The organism is Enterococcus sp. DIV1083b (genome assembly GCF_051713705.1).
GTDB classification, from domain to species: Bacteria; Bacillota; Bacilli; order Lactobacillales; family Enterococcaceae; genus Enterococcus_D; species Enterococcus_D casseliflavus.
Map to the genome: position 1 here is coordinate 2,867,238 of NZ_JBIOQJ010000001.1, position 18,762 is coordinate 2,885,999.

Below are 18,762 nucleotides of genomic sequence, written 5' to 3' on the forward strand. Positions count from 1 at the left end.
CTATGGTATGTCGTATGTTAAAGCCGATATATCAACGTATTGAGAATTTCCAACAACCTTGATTTGTATAGAATTCCCGATACTTGGCTGCGCTGTCCCCAACATAGCTACACGAACTGTTTGCAATTCTGTTGCGTCTCCTGCAGCTAGCTTAAATGTGTTTCCGGTCGGCCTGATAGAAGCTGGAACGGTGCCTATCCCAAAAGGATAGGTTGTCCCTGTCATAGCACCACTTGTTCGCTCAACCTGCCCTCTGAAGGTAATTGTTCTCTTTCCCTTCATGTTATATGAGATCTGATACTGGCAGGGATTATTTTCAGAAGTCCTGAAACCAGCTGCATATGACAAATTAATCCAAGGTGTATCAGTTAGTTGTCTAGCATGTATCATTCCAGAAAAACCATTTTCTCTGTCATTTAGAGTCAAAGTATCAAAAGAAAGTGAAGCAGATGCGATCAACTCATTTTGATCTCCTGCAGCTGACCCGCTATACCTAGCCATCGACACGAACTGGTGACTAAATATAGTCTCGTATGATTGGGTTATTGCCCCTTGAGAGTTCTTAATTACACCTGAGTTATAAAGTTCAGCAGATCCAATTCTTTGGGTACCCTGTGCAAAAGTCCCATCATTGTAGGATCTTGTGTAAGGATTTATAAACTCAGATCCAACAATCTCGGCCCCTTCTAACCTTTTGAACACCCCATTCTCAGAAAGAATGTTGGTAGCAAGTAAGTTATCAATAGGCATCCCCCACATACTCCATGCAGTGCCGTCAAATACTTTAATGATCTGAGGAACAACGCTGCTATCTTGCCATAAAGTTCCTTTTGTTGGATTGGCAGGTGCTGTATCAGAGATAATGATCGCATCTTTGCCTTGTTGAGCGACAAGATAGAAATAAGCACTGTAGGTATTGTCCGTATATTTGAATCTGGTACGTGTCCACATATACCAGCCCGCTTTAGGTGTGGGTCTTGTCCCTGACCATCCAGACGTTGGCGGAGTTATTCCATCTTGAGAAATAGAATAGCTGATTTCTTCTGCAGCAACCCCTTTGCCGGTGTTCCCTGTTGCCCCTTGTAAAGATAGAGCGTAAGAAAACTGCTTTGTGAATGTTTTGCCATCAGCTGTGATTGTGATTGGCACAGTACCACTCTTACTTGTCATAGCCGTAGTGACTGTAAATGTAATGATTGCTGTACCAAGTCCGCTAACTGTAGAAGTCATTCCTGTTGGCATAGTTCCGACAGATATCGCAGTAGGGTCTATTTTACTGATTCCCTTGTAAATCACAATTTGTGTTGTAGTTGAACCAGCCAATGCTGCAGTTGTTGATCCCGCAAAGGTGTAGGATTCGTTTGTAAGGAAAACAGTATAAGCATCTGCACCAGGGGTACCTTCCCCACCGTCTTTGATTCTAGAAATGGTGAATACATCGCTCACAGTCGCATCTGCCGCCTTGATGGTAAACGTATCAAATACAGCTTTTGTAGGATCAATCGTCACAATGTTACCTGATCGAGTAACTCCTGTAGGAACAGCTGAACCAAAATTCCCACCGTTTAGACTATACGTCCAATTTGAGATAGCAGTGTTTACTGCAGTTCCGTTCACCGCAAAACTAGAAGCTGGAGTGATCTTTCCATCTTTATCAACTGTGATCGCTTGTGTTGCACCTGATAAAGAAATGAGTGGTGCTGAATCTCCTTTGGGGCCTTGTCCCCCTTGCGGTCCCATGAAGGGTGTCCATGGTTTGTAATCGTCAGGATTATCAGACCCAACTTGATTCGTATCTGAATAGAATCCTTCATATTTTGGATAGGCTTCGCTATAATTCTCATTCGGCGAAGGTATGTCCACAGTAGAAAGACTCCCCAACTCAACCTTAACATTCTTAATAGTTGGTATACGTCCACTATCGTATACCCCGTAAAATGCCAAGAGCGCTTGGGTCATAGTTGTTCCTGTTTGTAGTTGTGGAGTAACCGTCACACTATAGCGTTTGTATTCAGTTGTTGCTTGGACTGTAGTTGTTCCAATGTTGTACTTAGTTCCAGATCCATTTTGAGAATAAACTTGTATTGGACCTGAAACAGCAGATTTCAAATCAAACGATATTGTATATTCGATCCCGATACCATATTTTTCAAATATCGGAGCTAAATCCCATCTGGAATCATTTACAAATTCCCTAGAAGCAGTTTTTTCGAATCTAGAAATTGAAAGTAAATTCTCATTCGGATAAACCTTGGTAAACATCCCATCTGCCATCAAATATCCACGATGTGGATAGTATGTTTCACCTTCTTTTCCATCTTTTACCTTTACAATACTCAGTATGTCGCTTAAATTATCCAAAGTTGCGGTAATGGCGATCAGCGTCCAATCTTTGTTTGTCCACTGCGAACTTGTTAAAGTTCTTGTGTTACCAGTTCCACCAAGAGTGATTGCGGTTTGAGCAGTGTTACCAATGTAGGGAATAGCCGTAAATGTTGCTGTTCCTGTGACGTTTTGAAGTTTTGCCGATATGTTGATTGTCTGAGTTGTCTTCGGAGTATCATCGGCATTGAAAGCCATATTCTCAGCTGAAGCTGTAAGATAGAGCAACTTAGCATTCGCACCATCTGCACCCATCTTCCCTACCGAATAAGCATCCGTTTTTGAATCATCCGTGTAAACGATTGTTGTTCTAGTCCAAAGATATTGGTTTGCAGAAACAATAGGAATTGTTACTTGCCATCCGCTTGAAGGTGGTGTATTTCCGCTTGTTCCCACAGCATAACTAATTGATTTATCTCTGATACCTAAACCTGAAGGTCCATCAGCCCCCATTAATGTAGGAGTCTGAGTTTCAGAAGTTGTGTTATCGGTATAAGTGGTAACGATTCTAGTCCACAAGTACTCCCCAGGTTCTACATTTGGTCTTGTCGATGACCATGTTGTCGGAGGAATTGTTCCATCTTTAGACTTCGCAAAGGTAGAAACGGGAGATCCTAAAATTCCTCGACCGTCCGATCCTTTTGACAGACTCCATGTGTAAACACTTGGATCACTCGGCTGCTGATTCACTAAACTAACCGTTAAACCAGTATATTTCTTTCCTTGAGGACTCAGACTAAAACCAGTCCCTTTATCATCATCTGCATAAGCATAGAAGATGAAGTTGCTTACTCCATCTTTTCCTTTAAGCTTGTCTGCCATCGCTTGAATTTGTTCAGCGATTCCACTATCACGAATCAGATAATCTCCTAAAGTAATTTCAAAAGTGTCGTTACTCCTACTACGATCCGTTTTAAGAATACGTCCTTCTAGGTAAAGTTCATCTTTATCGTTGACGATCGAAACATAATCACCAGCTTTTAAGGTACGTGGAGCATCAATAACATCGACCTCGTAATTTACCTCTGGATAGCCTGTCTTCTTTAACCGAAGAATGGTTTCGTTGGCCAAAGCATTCTGTGTTGTTGCTTCGCTGTTATAGATACCTGTGTAGTATCCCTCGTCTTCGCCTTGTTCGTAGGGATTAAGATAGCGGCTGTACTTATCATTTGATTCGGTATCTTTCAAAATATTTCCACTCAGAACAAATCTTGCTTTGCCGGTCTCAGGATTAATTTCTTTTTGTGCGGTGGTCAGAGAGTAGCCGTTTAAAGTTATTGGATTTTCTTTTCCCTCAGGTGTTGCACCGTAACATCGATAAGCGTTAAACATGTTTGCTCGACTGCGCTTCATCCGGATATTTTTCACTTCACGATTCATCCGAAGCTCAATACCTGTATCATTTCCTCGTTTCTTTAGGATATCAATATACTTGTGTTTTAACTCAAGTGTGTTTTCATCAATATCAAAGCGAAATTGTAATTCTGCGTTGTCAAATTGCGTAAAAATAGACTGCAGTCGATTTAACCCAGTCGCTTCTCCATCCCACTCCAATGTTCGAGTCAGATTAGGAATCTCATTAATTCCGATTTCAAAGCCCGAATCTGCTGCTGCTCGTTCGATATAATAAACGATCGGTTTAGCACTGCCCGGCGATCCCCACGCTGGGAGCATCTCATTAATTAGATCCATACCCGCATCTTCACCATAAAAGTAGTGGAACATTGCTTCTTCATCTGATTCATCATCAATGACAGACCATAGTCTTCCATGGCCTTCCTGATCAGTAGTGACAAAATACGTTGCTTCCTGACCATATGCTCGCACAATATTTCGATTTTCTTCGTCAAATCCCACATAGACTTCAAAAGTCGAAGTGCCAGTTTCGACATCTTCGACTTCGTGATCATCATAGTAAGTAACACCTTTAGGCAGTTTTGCTGAAGCTTTTCCAAGAGGGTTCCAGAACCGATCGAAAAAAAAGATAATCATAAGTAAGCCTCCTGATTGTAAAGTTTAAAACTTGGCGCTTGTGCCCAAGAGGAATAAATACACTCTATTTGATTAATCCCAGGTTCCAAAAAGAATTCTTCCCAGTCATTCCCTAAACTGCCCAAGCCTTTTTGCTCGATTCCGTTTAGCGTGACAATTCCCGTACTACAATTTGCTCGCAGAACATCAGCTTCCCCAAAAAGATTCTTCACATCTCGAACCTTCTCAACTTTATCTTTTCGAAATGTGGAATGAGTGAGTTTCATATGTGATAACGGTGTGCCATTTACAGGAACTCCCATATAATAAACAACATCAGTCACTTCAACGTCCTTCAATTCATCTAATCGAATGGAATGGATAAAGCCGCCGTTGGCGACTCCCCCAACATGGAATCTCAACAAGTTCCCTTCTTTCACAATCGAAAACTCTCTGCCTTTTTTGGTATAGAAATTCCATGCAGTCGGTTGAAAGGACCATTCTTTCCAATTACCTTTTACATTGATTCGAATCTTCGCATTATTATTTGAAGAAGAAAGCTTATAAAAAGTCACTGAGCACACCGCTTTACCTGAAGCATCACGCAGTTCCACAATGTAGATACCTGTTTGCCGAATATTTCCAGTTTCAAACCACACACCATGACGAGACTCAAAATCTTTTGCCCCGACATGTCCTTGTGAATCAGGCGACACCTTACGACCATACGTGATCCCTTTGAAGCCTTGTGTGCCAGTTCCGTAAGAATCCGGCGTTACAAATCCGTAGCCGCCATCTGATCCAAACTTCCTAGTACCGTTAGCATTTAGTTTTTCCGTTCCATTCCACAAACCGTCAAACTGGTATCCATTTATTTTCCATCCCCGGCTTGCTTCAGCAGAAGCAATCATGACCGTATCCCAAATGACACGATCTGATTCAGTGTAACCAACTCCATCAGCTTCATCGGGATTACCAAATTGCAAGATTTTACCTCTATTGTTGATAAAAGCAACCACACCATTGTCTCCTGGCATCGTTGCTTCTAAGATTGGATATGATTTGTATGTCCCTTTATTATTGACGGTGAATGTATCTGATTGAGTGGTATAGATATCAGTCTTTGTAGCATATGCGATTCCTTCTGGAACATAAAACGAAAGACTAATCCTCACTTGATTCTTATCATCCATTTCTCTGACAAACGATGATGAGCCATCAATAATAGCATTCCAATACCGATCTTTAAAAATTGAAATTTGTAACTGTTGGGGTGTTTCCTGATTCAAAATCTGGGCTAGAGTATCACGATCGGCAATGTAATTTTCGGAAGCCATCAGGAAGCTAAGAGGGATAGATTTCCCTTGATTTCGTTTGTACTTAAATTTTTTACCATCATTTTTGGTTTGATCCTCATAGACATTCTCAACTTCCGGAAGTATGCCCCAATCAGGAGCTTCATCTAAGTCCATTTTTTCTGTTAAATTTGATCCACTATAGATTATAGTTACATCTGATATCAACCTCTTATCCCCCTTCCTCTGATTTGTGTTCGTTCTCTTCGATTAGACTCCTCTATAATCACATCGCCTAAAACTCTACGATTCAGTTCAAATTTCACGTTTCGGAGATCCTTTCCAAAGGAAGACATTATGGCAATCAATTGATCAAGTTTGTCCGAATAGTCTTGCGTATTAACAATCGTAGTTGATGTTGGCTCTACAGATGGACTCATACTTCTCAAGTTCCGAACCAATGAGGAATCTTCCGGAATACCCACGCCGTCGGCATACTTTGGAATGCCCAAGCGCCGCATGATCGATTTGGTGATACTAGCTCGAGCAACTTTCGTTCCTGCAGGAGCATTGGGAATATACACATTTCGACCTTGAGGTATAAATGGAGCCTGACCAGGGAACTGAACCAACTCTTTGTATAATGGTCCTGATTGATCATTTACGATCATATCTCCACCCGGGTGGTAATTTGTTCCTTTGGCATTTGGAATAGCTGTTTGTCCTGTTCTTCTCCCACGATACTCAACATCGATTACCACATTTTTGCTATATACTTGAGCAATTTCACTCTTCGCTCTTAGTACTTCAGAATAATCTGCTGTTGCATGTAAATGTTTCGCACCAACACCAGTAGCATTGTAATCATTGATTTTGCTCTTAGAGTTTGCCAATATGCTATTTACATTTGTATTGTCTCCCAATAATCTTTTCAGCTCTGGAGAAACACTGTTATATGTTTCTAGCATTTTCTTAGATTGACTAACCGTTAAAGTTGCTGGATCTTCTGCTATCAATCTTTTAACTTCTGGATCTAGTGCGTTATACTCGTTTAATGAAGTTTTCGAAAAGCTTAATGCATTTAAGAGATCATAATTTTCAGCATTCAAATTTTTAATCTGGGGTTGAAATTGCTCCCACATTCCCAAATTAAGCATTGTTTCTGCCATGACTTCAGGAGTATTAGAGTAAAGGAATGCTTTTTTCTCATCAAATGACATCTCTGCCCATTTTCCCGAGTCTTCTAATGCTTTGTACATTGTTATCGAAAATTCGTCCTGTAGTATTGCTTTTTTATCGGACCAAGCCATACCGTCCCACCAACCATTAGCAATTGCAGCTTCACCGATAACGTCTTTTGCATTACTATCTAAGTCGGCATCATGGACTACTAGCTTCAAATTATTCCACGTTAGAGAATCTTTAGTAGCTTCTGTAACGACCTCTGCAACATTGGATTTAACTTCTCCGGTCTTTTCATCAAAAACTAAATCATTCCAAGTTTGAGCTGCTTTCTTACCAGCCTTACTTGATTCTGATGCAGTCCAAGAGATTTTTTCCGCATTCTTTTCTGCATTTGATGCCAATTCTCTTGATAAGTCAGAAGCGCTCTTTAGGATTTTTTCGTTTTCTGCAATTGCACTATCAGCATAATCACCCATACTTGAAATTAGTTGCCCGTTTGCAAGAGAGACCTCATTTTGTAATTCAGGATATTTTTTAAGAATCGTTTCCATTTGAGAATCAAAACCTTTTACAGTCGTTGAATTTATCTCATCCCAAGCCGCCAGAAATTTCTTAGCGAACTCACCATCTAAGTTGTATCCCAAATCTTGTAGGTACTTTTCTTTTTCTTGTCTACTTAAAGTTGCATTTTGCTGGGCTATCTGCCTTTGCTTACCTAAAGATTGCAACCACAATTTCGCTTCTTCCTCTGTTGCATTTGCTACATCTGCGTTCATGGCTGCAAGTATTTTTTTCTTCTCGTTTGCAGAAACATCTAAAGTTTCAACATATGCTTGAGTTGTATTTTTCGCCAGATCTTGAATAATTTTTGCTTCAGATACACTAATCTCTCGATTGCTATTACTAGCTGCTTTCTTTATCTCTGTGATTCTTGCGGTATTCTCTTGAACTGTTTGTAATGCAGATTCCGCCTTAACTTTTTCGTCTTCTACCATTTCACTGACAGAAGAATTAACAGATTCAGGAAGCTCTTTTATTAATTTATCCAAGCCCTCGACTTTCTTCACAAGGCTGTCTTCAATGGTCTGACCTATTTTCTCAAAATTTGAGATCATAGAGTCAGAGTTAGTGGCAAATCCATCTGCCATTAAACCAAATTGCCCTGATGCTTTTTGCGTATTATCCTGCACTTTTGTTAAGGTGCCATCAACGGCTTCTCCAACATCAGTTCCCCATCGTTGAACACGTTGACTAGAATTCCAGGCTTCTTCACCGAATAATTTCCATGCACCATACCCGACTGCAAGAGCACCACCAACACCGACGATACCAAGAATAAGTGGACCTAATGGACCGAGCGCAGCCGACATGGCTCCTATGCCACCAGATCCTGCCGCCCCACTGGCTGCAGCTCCAAATTGTGTCATGGTGCCTGACCCACCTGCTAAAGTTTTTAGAAAGTCATTGGCGGAAATATCTCCATCAATAAATGATTTTTTAACTTCATCGATAGCTTTTTTCTTGGCCATGTTTGCACTTAGATCAATAAAGGATTTTCCTAACCCTCCAATTGTGCCGCTTAATTTTCCGGTAATTGATAACAAAGGGCCAGCGGCCGCAGTAGCAGCTATCAATTTTACGATCATCTGTTGGGTTTTAGGATCTGCTTTGCTAAACGCCTCAGCTAGATTACCGATTTGTTTGATTAGAGGCTTGCTAGATTCTAAGCCATCTCTTAATGCATCAACAAACGGACCGCCCAAATCAATCGCAGCGTTAACTGCTTCGTTTCTCAGCATCTTAAGTTTGGATTCTGTTGTCTCGTAACGCTTACCAGCTTCTTCAGCAAGAGCGGTGTTTTCTCCGAACGCTTCGTTCCCCATTTCTACAGCACCGGCGAAAACTCCACTAGCATTGGCTGCACGAAGCAAACTGTCTCTCAGTCGAACTTCTGTAATTCCCATGCTATCTAAAACACTAATTGCAGACGATCCCTGTTCTTCGGCTTTTCCAAGACCTTCGACAAACTTCATGATTGCTTCAGAAGGATTAGATTTGAACATATCTGAGAATTTATCACTCGTCATCCCAGCAACATCGGCAAACTGTTCTAAGCTTGTTTTTGAATTATCAGCTTCTTTGTACATCTTTTTGAGTTCAGCAGATGTAAAGCCCATTTCCTTGGATACGCCAGTTAATTCTTTTCCACCATTTCGAACGGCCGAAACAAGGCGCTCCCACGATACACCCTGATCGTCCGCATGAGATTTCAGTTCTTCAAAAGCGCCTGTTCCCTTCTCAACAGCTAACTGCATGTTGATCATGACCTTAGAAAATGCTGATCCACCCGCTTCTGCTTCTACACCAACAGAACTTAAAGCAGCCGCAAAACCTAAGATATCCCCTTCGGACATGCCAATTTGAGCGCCGGCACCTGCTAACCGTAATGCCATCGCCGATATTTCAGATTCTGTTGTTGCAAAGTTATTACCTAAGTCAACCAATGCAGAACCTAAGTTGCTAAATTTATCTTGCGACATTTGAGTAATATTAGCAAAACGAGCCAACTCAGTAGCAGCTGTTTCAGCGCTCATGTTTGTTGACTCGCCTAGATCGATCATTACTTTAGTAAATGCAGAAACATTGTCTGTTTGAATCCCCAACTGCCCTGCAGCTTCGGCAACAGCAGCTATTTCACTATGGGTTGACGGTAGTTCATTTGCAAGATTTCTTAAACTCGCTTCAAGATCATCGTATGAATAAACAACATTACCATTGCTATCCACCACTTCGTCTGATGTTTTCTTTACACCAGCAAATGCTGATTCCCAACTAATAGCAGCGGCAGCCACAGCAGTCACACCAGCCGCAATAGGTACAGTTAAGCCTTTTGTCAAACTAGACCCTATGTCCCCTAGTCTTTTGCCGTTGTTTATTAAAACATCGCTTGCTTTATTGATTGAACCAGTTAAACCTTCATTTCTGATTTGATAGTCAGCAATCGCTCCTGCGGTATTTTGTAACTGTAGCTTATAGTTTGCCAGTTTACCGTTAGCATCTTGTAATTGATTAGCTAGCCGCTTAGTGGAGTCTGTAGCTTTACTATCAACAAATGAACCATCATAAGCTTTCTTGAGGGCGGTCACTTGATTTTCTTGTGCTTTGATAATCTGTGTTAAACCATCGTATCGAGTGCCTAATTTGCCAAGTTTGTTCCCTGCCAAGTCAGCAACTTTCATATTTGCTTGCATTTCTTTTGCTAGGTATTGTACTTGCTTTTTAGAATTAGCAACGCCTTTCCCAAAATCAGCATCATCCAAACCTAGCTTTATGACCATATTTCCTAATGGAGTTGCACCAGCCAAATCATCCGCCCCCTTTCACTAAATCAGCCAACGGCTTAATTTCTTTGCGTTTCTTGTTTTTCTTTACTTTTGGCGTTTGTTTAAACATAATTTCATAAAGGTACAGCGTATCTGTATTTAGAACGTCATTGATTGTCCAACTGGGATAAATCTTCAATATAGATCTCACAACATCTAGCTGTAACTCATGATGATCGGACGAACTTATTTTCCGTCCTTTTTTCCTTTTGGGTCTTTCTTGTCTGTTGGATCTGGTTCATCCACGTCTTTCTCGTAACCTAAGACACGGTACATAATGATTTCCATGATCAAGTCTCTGTCCCATGCATCGATACCATCTAAAAGGACAGTTCCTGTTAAATCTTTATCATCAAACAAGCCTGCTACAAACTCAGCACGGAATTCAGTAAGCGCTCTGGCTGAAGGAGCAATCTCATTGCCATCGTCATCTTTCTTAAAAAGTTTTGCTTCACCATCCGTGTAATCTAAAGCTTTTGAATACGGTACGTGGCTTTGTGTGAAGGTCTTTCTTGTTCCATTGATCATTAGATCCAATCTGATTTCTTTTCCAATTTCTGACATGTATAATTCCTCCTATTAATCAAAAATAAAAAGGCTAGTCCGAAGACTAACCTTTCCCTTCATTATTCACCGCCACCACTTGGAGGAGTAACAGGCTCACCAAGTACAGCAGTTTTCATTTTCGCAACTGATTCTTCTCCAAAAGCACGCAATACTTTTACCGTCTTTTCATTTGTGTCAATTTTGACTTTCCGAGAGATTGCGTTGTAAACATACTCGCCCGCTTCTGGTGTAAAATCTTCATCGTTTTTAGTGGCCAATGAAAAACCATCACGGTTAAACGAACCTGCTACCATAGCAAAAGCAACTGGTTCACCATATAAATCTTCCGCTTCAGCGACTGCAGCCATATAAGGAGGATCCGTTTCATCACCGAAACCGTCAATACCTTCCGCCATTTTGATCAATCCTAAGATTTCTTGTTCAACTTCCACAGGGACATCCAGTAAACCGAAGTTTGCAGCTACTGATCCGGTACCTTTTTTGGACAGGTAATATTCAACGTTACCGGCAAATACTTTCACTGCTTCTTTGGATAGACCAGTTAAGTCGAAGGCAGTTGGTCCACCTTCTTTTTGTTTACCTTCTAAGACGTGAATTTCCGCTGCTGTATCTGGTTCCAATGCTGTGGTAAGTTTTCGAACCGATAATTTATCAAACCCATAAGTTTCCATTTGTAAATTCCTCCTAATAAAATAGACACCGATTAATAATCAGTGTCATGAATTTGTGTGTTTTTTCTATACCGCCTTGCATCCACAAAGCGCTTTGTTTCCGGGAAATATTCGTCAAGCCCACCATTTAACTGTACATAACCGAATTCCCACATCGCAGCTTTCACTGCTTTAGCAATTTCTTTCGTCAAAATCCTTGATTGAGTTTCAACGTTAATTTGATAACTGAACGTTTGCGACATCTCTTTGTTGGCAGCATAGTAAGCACTATTTGGCGGTCCAAGTGGTGTATCGATGATAATAAAAGGTTTGGTTGAATCGAAGCTTTCAGGTACTTCATAGAATTTGATGTTCTTTGCAGTCACCTCTTTTGCAATCGTAGGATCAGCAGATAAAACATTGTAGACTTCCATCATCATATCTTTCATCGTGCTAACTCCTCCAATTCTGAACGCATCTCCTCAAATGCAGATCCTTCTGTTTTATCAACAACCCCTTGTAATTTCCCCATTCCTCTAGGACTGACATATCTACCAAAACGAGTATAGCCAAATTCATTTAAATGAACTAAGCGCCATCTTGAACCTTGACCCCAACCAACTTCGATCGTTTTAGGCGGTCCTTTTTTTACTCCGGAAGAAATTACTGTATTATACGTTTCGCCAGTGTCCATATAGCTGGATACCGCTTCTTGCACATCTTGTTGCAATTTTTGCCCATAGTTCTTAAGCGACTTATTTACGATTCGATTGGTTCTTGCCGTACCAAGCTTGGCTTCTAGATTCTTTAGTATCTCGTCCACGCCCTTAACTGACACACTCATGAGGTCACCCCCAAGATGATTTTAAGAAAATCGTTATTCTCAACATCAGGCGCAAAATCTACAATATCCCATACATCATCTCTGTATCGGAAATCATCCAAGACTACTTTATGCGCATTGTTTGGCAAATAGTCTGTGAATGGATCTCGAATCTTGATTGTGACAGCTTTCTTTGTTCCTTTGCCGCTAAGAATATCCCTATCCTTAGAAGAAGGATTGTAGACTAAGCAAGTGCAGTAATACAATTTCTTGTTTTCTTGTTCACCCGGTTCAGGCCCATCGTTTGGTTTTACTTCAAAAAAAGTAACCGGCGTATTCAAATCACCGGCTACAATTTCTGGTCTTTCATATTTTGTTTTAATCGGCAACTTGATCACCTACTAAATCTATCGAAGCATCCATAATCATCATCTGAAAGTTGTCATAAAAGTATTCGAGCGCCTCGTTTCTTAAATAACGAGTACGCTCATAAACCAACTCTTTGCCCTTTTCATACTTTGTAGGATCGAACTCTCCAATGATTGATTTTATATCGGCAAACCCACTTTCCAGTTGTTTGCCAATACTGAGATCTTCGGACGAATGAAAAATACGAAAGCGCTCCTTGAATTCATCAATAAAGACTTTTTCGTTCATTCGTCATCCCTCCAATAGATCAATCAAATCTTGTTTCTTAGCGTTGCTTGCATAATCAATTGCACGCTCGTCTAACAACGCCTTTAGTTCTGGAACCGTAAGGCTAGAATAGTCTACAGTCGCCATACGAGCGTTAGGCGTTGTTACTCCCCCGAGCCACCGCTAGTTGGAATAGCAATGTCATAGACTTGTGCTGCATAATTATCAACAGGCTTACCGTTACCCAACATGTCAATTGCATAAAGCGTTGCGCGTTTCATCGCAAAGGTTTCTTTGTATTCAGAAATTTTTTCAGGCTGAGACTGAGTAGCATCATAGCCATTTTCGATAAATACAATTAGTTTGTTCACAGGAACATCAACCGACTGGATAATGTGATCTGGGGAAATGAAAGGCATGTTCGTCACGAATACCCCATTTGCATTTTGGATCGTTAGGCGTGCAACAATATCGTAGTAGTTGACTGGGTTGATAATTAAGTAAATCTTACCGTCAACCACACGTGTTTCATCAGTAGCATTTGTGTCACCAGTACCAATTGAATGTTTGTAAGAAGCCATTTTTTTCATAACAGCTGCAAATTCAGTAACCATTGAAGGTGCGTCTTTGAATGTCAAAGTACCAACGCTGGCTTTATCCGGATAAACCCCACCAACAACGGCTCCATCTAAATCTTTCAACAAACCAATCGGTTCGTCTTTACCGGTACCAGTAACAATTTTAGTTGCCCAAGCATCTTTAACCGCTTCTGTTAAGCAAAGGCGTACATAACGGTTAATCCATCGAGCGCCTAAGTGCAATGTATCATTTGAAATTAAGAAGAAAGCAGTTAAGGCGATCTGTGTTGCTTCTTCCACTCCGAATTCAGCATCTAATTGCCCTTCAAGATCTTTATGCAACGGACCGAAAACGGCAACCCCTTTGCGGCGAGAACGAATTGTTTTAGTTAAACCAACAGTAGGCGTGAAATTCACCAGACGTAAAATAGGATGTTCTTTTTGAAGATCTTCAAATACACGTTCGAAAATGGTTACTGGCCATGTAATGTCCTTGTCGAAACCACCGGCTTTTTCTACTTCATTGTAGAATTTAGTTTCTTCTGCTGTTAAAACTGGAATGCCACGTGATTGAAGGATTTGGTTGTCAGTGACGTTCTTCAATTCTTCATACTCAGCACGAACTTGAGATCCTGCATCTTCTGCAATCGCAGTCACATAAGCTTCTAAAGCATCGTTTACTTGTTCAGGTGTTGCATCTTCTTTTGCAGAAATAGCGTTAAAGATTTTCTTCGCATCTGCAGTTTTGTCTGTAATTCTTAACATAATTTATTCTCCTTTTCGCAATCGTGCGATTAATGATTTTTGTTTCGGTTCTTGTTCCACTTGATTTGTTACGGGTTGGCTTAAATTAGCCATAGCAACAGCAACTGCATCTTGAATCATTGATGCAATATCCTGCGGTTCTTCTTGAGGTTCGGCACGTTTTACAGAATTAGCAAATCCAAACTCTACAGCTTCATCTGCCGTGAACCATTTTTCTTCATTCATCCATTCACGTAATTGGTCAGCAGATTGACCGGTCTTATCAGAATAAATTGCCAGAATTGAATCATCGATGGTCTCCAATGCATTCAAAGTTTTTTGGATATCCTGTTTGTTTCCCCAAGCAAATGTTGAAGCTTCGTGAATCATCAATGAAGTGCCAACATTCATGATCACTTCGTCAGCGCCAGCAATGATGAAAGTTGCGGCACTGGCTGCCAAACCAGTTACTTCGACAGTGACATTTGATGGGTGATCTTTTAGGTAGTTGTAAATTTCAATCCCTTCAAACACATCGCCGCCAGGACTATTCAGTTTGATCACAATATCATCTGTGACTTTATCCAGTGATTCTCGGATATCTTTCGCATTAATGACATCATCATCACGCCAGTATTTCTTTTGGACATTGCCACTCAAGGTGAGAATGTGCTTACCATTTTGGATCTCATTGGTAAATTGAAACGGTACTTTTTTAACTTTCGGCATTTTCGTTCTCACCCCCTTTCGTTACTTTTTCATAGTTCTTAGTCATAATCAGTTGCTGTCCTTCGCCATTCGGCAATGGATCATAGTCTGTCACTTCACGCACTTCATCACGCAAGAAAGTTCCAGAAGAAACGATCTTGTCAATCTGAGTAGCATTTTCCAGAATGCTGACAGGCAATACTTTAGAAACTTTGATACGCTCGCCGTTCTTGTATTCTTTTTTTGTAATAATCTTGGCCATCAACTCATCCTGAAGCTTCTTCATCAACGGTGCGAGACACAGCTTCCTGAAGGCTTGAAGGTTAGAATCAAGTTCAGCTTTTTCACCATAAATAAGCGCCGTAGGAACTCCTATGGCGTTGGCTACATCATCAATTAACGATGTTTTCATTTTGTTTAACTCGTCAAGAGATTGATTGGAAACCCCTTGTTTGTTGGTATATTCCTCATACTCAATATTCTTCACTTTTGCCACAATCGCTACTGATTTTGTCTTAAAGGCTTGGTAGATTTTATCGACATATTCTTGAAGTTTTTCTGTTCGAGTCTTGCCGTTTTCATCTTTCTTTTCATTGGCAGTACCAGTTGCATTAATAGATACTGATCCACGAATTTGGTTGTTTCGCATAGCAACTTCAATGATTCGCCCAAATAATTCGGAATAGTCCTCGAACAAGCCTTTTGTAAATCGATCAAGCTTGTCATTGTTGTATTCAATGTAGATCACGTCAGACATACTAAAGCTTTTTTTAAATACATAGCCCTTAACGGTAACATCAGTAAACACATCATCGTAAATAGCATATTCAGTACGAACGAAGTCATCAGCTATCAGTAATTGGTTATCTTCAGTAAAAATGACCAGCACTTCGTTGTCGTCCATAAGTCGGTAGAAAAACTTTTCCCAGAACGTCGCAGCCGACATATCATTGTTGGGTCGAACATTCAAAATGTATTCCCAATCAGCAGTACCATCTTTGTTTTTGAACTTTACTTCCAATGTGGACATTGTTCTTGCTACAAAATCAAGCACTGTGTTCTTAGCCATGATTTTCAGATACGCTCGAGCGGATTCATCATCACCATAGACGAGATCAGGAATCCAGTCTGAAGGTTCTTCATTTCGTATGGACTGCTTAAAGACATCAAATAAACTCACATATTTTCACCACCTTTCAATTGGATTAGATATATGGATCACCTTCACTTTCCGGCAAATCGCCTACCTGATTTAATTTGAATCTGTTCAGGTGGTTTCTTCTTGTAACCCAAAGGCGTTGTAGTTACTTTAGTGAAATAAACTGTGTTGCCAGCCATTACGTTATTTTTTACACGCTCTACATTAAGATATTGAGGTTTATACATAATGATCACTCTCCTATTGCACACGTTTTGAATCCGGCTGAAATTAATTTTTGGTTTAGTTCTTTAATCATTGGACGCATTATTTTTTGCATTCTAAAACTACCTCCTCGGTAGTCAATGAACAGACCAACATCACTAGTGTTTAAATCGTATTCCCCCTCCTTGCAAATTAATTTCTTAACAGCGAAGATTGTAGAATTACCTTGATACCTATAATCACTATTTAATGTTGTTTCACCAAGCAGATACTGCATTTGAAAGTACCTCAACTCGAAACCCAAAGCATTTTCGATTTTTTTTGCAGTTTTATAATCGATTTTCAATTAGATCACTCGCTTTCTAAAATTCGATTTCATCCAACATATCAAAGGCATCATCATAATCGTAGTCAATGATCTCGTCAGCTCGCCATAAACAGTATTCAAAAGCCTTGAAGCCGTCTGTCTTACGACGAACCTCTTCTTTCTTCTTGTATGATTTATTCCCATCACCGTTAGTCTTAACTAGTACATTGTTTGTGTACCAGCGCATCAATGGATTATCACCAAAGATAATGTGATTATTTGCGAATGCATCTTCAATCCTTGGCGCTAGTAAATTATCTGCAGCTGTTGGATTTCTGATCACTTCGATTTCAAAACCTTCCTCCAAAAACAATGGTCTCAGTAAATCCATCCGAAAATTATCGGCTACTATTTTCGTTATGCCGTATTTTTCACGTTGCTCAACAAACCAACCAACAACTGTTTTAGGATCGATTGTGGGCCCGTCTATGACGGTCAGCAATCCTTTTTCTTCCCATTCTCGTATTGGAGCAAATTTTTCTTTTGTAGTTTCAGAAGCCTTTCGAGAATACCCGTAATAAATGTCCACAAATTGCTTTCTAACGAACGAATGGGTCTTGAATACATAATCATCCCCATCACGAAACAAAAGCCCACAGGCGGCGAAATCTCGCAAACTAGCATAGTCTAAACCGCCGATAGCTTGTTTGCCAATTAGATTCGTTGGAAACGGTCTGTTTGTTGCTAGAATTTCTTCACGACTAGCCACCGATCGCTCTAAGTCTGTGACAGGTAAATTCATGCGCTTAGTCATGAACTCTTCTCGGTTGCTCGGGTCATCTTCCAAATCCTCGTATTCTTCCATAACAGTTTCGTAGAGATTGTCCGCGTACTCAGATAGCGGATGATGAAACATAGGATTGGCTAATTCCCAGTTGTCAGGATCATTGACCTGCTCTTCTGAGTCCAGTTTGCAAATGAAAGGAAAAAGAGCATTGAAACGGACTGAACCGCTCAACACTCTTTTTGCTTTTTCTTTCATGTTGTCTAAGAATCCCTCACGAACATAACCGTCAGTCCCCACATAAAACTCCCTCGGGTTCGGACGTTTACCAAGCCCACTAATATGGACTTTTACATCTTTGTTCGATTCGTATCGATGGATTTCATCAAAAGCTACTGCTCCATCACGCAACCCATCTTTTGTATCGCCGTTACTAGTACGAAATTTTATCTTGCTTCCAGTCTTTTTGCTGGTGATCACTGACTTCCCATATTCGAAAGCTTTTTGTAACGTCTTATTCCGTTTGATTGTATTGTATATCTCTTCGAATGAAGTTTTCGCTTGATCCTCACTATTGGCAACGATCGAAACGTTGTAGTCCATGATGCCGTGCATTTCAGTCTGAAGGAAATTCAGCACGACTGATAACAATCCGTTTTTACCACCGCCACGACCAAACATCCAAAGGAACTTTCGGTAGACATTCCGGTCATTCTTTTTGAAATAAAAAAAGATAAATGCGATTAAGAACTTTTGGAATGGCTGCATTGGGAAATACCATTTCTCACCATAAGCAATGCACTTATCAATCATCACATCATCGAAGTAAATATCATCCCGAATAAGAACATCACGTTCTAAATACTCAATTAAATTTGCTCGCTCTTTATTAAACTTTATTTTCCCTGATTTGAATTGCTCAATATAGTAATCAACGTGTTTTTGATGAATCATGTTAGATCACTCTCATCGTAATCATCTTGATTATCAGTTACTACTTTACCGTTCAAATCATCAAGGTTAAGGTCTTTGCCAAGAGCAATAATTGCACGAGAAATCGTAACTTTTTGAGCGATTGCTGGGTTAGTTTTAAGATACGTTTGAGTGCCGTTGAAGCCTTCGACAATTGGTCCGTATTGCTTAACAGCTTTATCCATTTTTCGATAAAGCCTAACTAAATCAAGGTATCTCTCAACTTTTTCAAGTTCCATCTGATCGTTTACGTCAATCTGTCTCAGCAACTGTTTCTTTAAATCTGACATCTTCAAAGGCTCTCACCCCCCTAGCAAAAAAATTTTAGTCATAAATTTGGACAGTTGACCCCTCCCACCGGTTCCCTAGATTGGGATTTTACCCCAAAATAATTCGACCGGGGGTATGTTATTC

The 18,762-nt window shown here is 40.3% G+C and carries 17 protein-coding genes; all 17 read right to left on the reverse strand.

Annotated elements, in window-relative coordinates:
- Window positions 1-4,374, reverse strand: coding sequence for a phage tail protein (locus tag IGI69_RS13415; RefSeq protein WP_438741145.1), 4,374 nt, complete (start codon window positions 4,372-4,374; stop codon window positions 1-3).
- On the reverse strand, window positions 4,371-5,876 hold the full coding sequence (locus IGI69_RS13420; protein WP_271812032.1) for a phage tail domain-containing protein: 1,506 nt from the start codon (window positions 5,874-5,876) through the stop codon (window positions 4,371-4,373). Before IGI69_RS13420 ends, IGI69_RS13415 begins: the two co-directional genes overlap by 4 nt.
- The gene (locus tag IGI69_RS13425; protein WP_438741148.1) at window positions 5,873-10,198 is read right to left on the reverse strand and encodes a phage tail tape measure protein; all 4,326 of its coding nucleotides are present in this window, start codon (window positions 10,196-10,198) and stop codon (window positions 5,873-5,875) included. The genes IGI69_RS13420 and IGI69_RS13425 overlap by 4 nt, the downstream gene beginning before the upstream one ends.
- Before the next feature lie 204 nt (window positions 10,199-10,402).
- Window positions 10,403-10,780 (reverse strand): phage tail assembly chaperone G, encoded by a 378-nt coding sequence (gene gpG, locus IGI69_RS13430; RefSeq protein ID WP_270266943.1) that lies wholly within the window; start codon window positions 10,778-10,780, stop codon window positions 10,403-10,405.
- A gap of 62 nt (window positions 10,781-10,842) precedes the next feature.
- Entirely contained in the window at window positions 10,843-11,454 is a 612-nt protein-coding gene (locus IGI69_RS13435) for a phage tail protein (RefSeq protein WP_438741150.1), read from the reverse strand.
- A 32-nt stretch (window positions 11,455-11,486) separates the two neighbouring features.
- On the reverse strand, window positions 11,487-11,882 hold the full coding sequence (locus IGI69_RS13440) for a hypothetical protein (protein WP_438741153.1): 396 nt from the start codon (window positions 11,880-11,882) through the stop codon (window positions 11,487-11,489).
- Window positions 11,879-12,277: an HK97 gp10 family phage protein gene (locus IGI69_RS13445; RefSeq protein WP_270266940.1), complete on the reverse strand. Its 399-nt coding sequence runs from the start codon at window positions 12,275-12,277 to the stop codon at window positions 11,879-11,881. Before IGI69_RS13445 ends, IGI69_RS13440 begins: the two co-directional genes overlap by 4 nt.
- Window positions 12,274-12,645 (reverse strand): phage head-tail adapter protein, encoded by a 372-nt coding sequence (locus IGI69_RS13450; protein WP_270266939.1) that lies wholly within the window; start codon window positions 12,643-12,645, stop codon window positions 12,274-12,276. The genes IGI69_RS13445 and IGI69_RS13450 overlap by 4 nt, the downstream gene beginning before the upstream one ends.
- Entirely contained in the window at window positions 12,635-12,913 is a 279-nt protein-coding gene (locus IGI69_RS13455) for a phage gp6-like head-tail connector protein (RefSeq protein WP_213356746.1), read from the reverse strand. Before IGI69_RS13455 ends, IGI69_RS13450 begins: the two co-directional genes overlap by 11 nt.
- A gap of 3 nt (window positions 12,914-12,916) precedes the next feature.
- A complete protein-coding gene (locus tag IGI69_RS13460) occupies window positions 12,917-13,039 on the reverse strand; it encodes a HeH/LEM domain-containing protein (protein WP_071859285.1) in 123 nt (40 codons plus the stop codon).
- A gap of 17 nt (window positions 13,040-13,056) precedes the next feature.
- Window positions 13,057-14,235 carry a phage major capsid protein gene (locus IGI69_RS13465; protein ID WP_438741157.1) on the reverse strand — a complete coding sequence of 393 codons (1,179 nt, stop codon included), beginning with the start codon at window positions 14,233-14,235 and terminating at the stop codon, window positions 13,057-13,059.
- Between the two features lie 3 nt (window positions 14,236-14,238).
- Window positions 14,239-14,943: a head maturation protease, ClpP-related gene (locus tag IGI69_RS13470; protein WP_438741159.1), complete on the reverse strand. Its 705-nt coding sequence runs from the start codon at window positions 14,941-14,943 to the stop codon at window positions 14,239-14,241.
- Window positions 14,930-16,102, reverse strand: coding sequence for a phage portal protein (locus tag IGI69_RS13475; protein WP_438741161.1), 1,173 nt, complete (start codon window positions 16,100-16,102; stop codon window positions 14,930-14,932). Before IGI69_RS13475 ends, IGI69_RS13470 begins: the two co-directional genes overlap by 14 nt.
- Before the next feature lie 44 nt (window positions 16,103-16,146).
- On the reverse strand, window positions 16,147-16,308 hold the full coding sequence (locus IGI69_RS13480; protein WP_438741163.1) for a hypothetical protein: 162 nt from the start codon (window positions 16,306-16,308) through the stop codon (window positions 16,147-16,149).
- Between the two features lie 5 nt (window positions 16,309-16,313).
- A complete protein-coding gene (locus IGI69_RS13485) occupies window positions 16,314-16,631 on the reverse strand; it encodes a hypothetical protein (protein ID WP_003127790.1) in 318 nt (105 codons plus the stop codon).
- Between the two features lie 16 nt (window positions 16,632-16,647).
- Complete coding sequence (locus IGI69_RS13490) at window positions 16,648-18,330, reverse strand: terminase TerL endonuclease subunit (RefSeq protein WP_438741165.1); 1,683 nt, start codon at window positions 18,328-18,330, stop codon at window positions 16,648-16,650.
- Window positions 18,327-18,638, reverse strand: a complete 312-nt coding sequence (locus IGI69_RS13495) for a P27 family phage terminase small subunit (RefSeq protein WP_010736761.1) — start codon at window positions 18,636-18,638, stop codon at window positions 18,327-18,329. Before IGI69_RS13495 ends, IGI69_RS13490 begins: the two co-directional genes overlap by 4 nt.
- Window positions 18,639-18,762 lie beyond the last annotated feature (124 nt).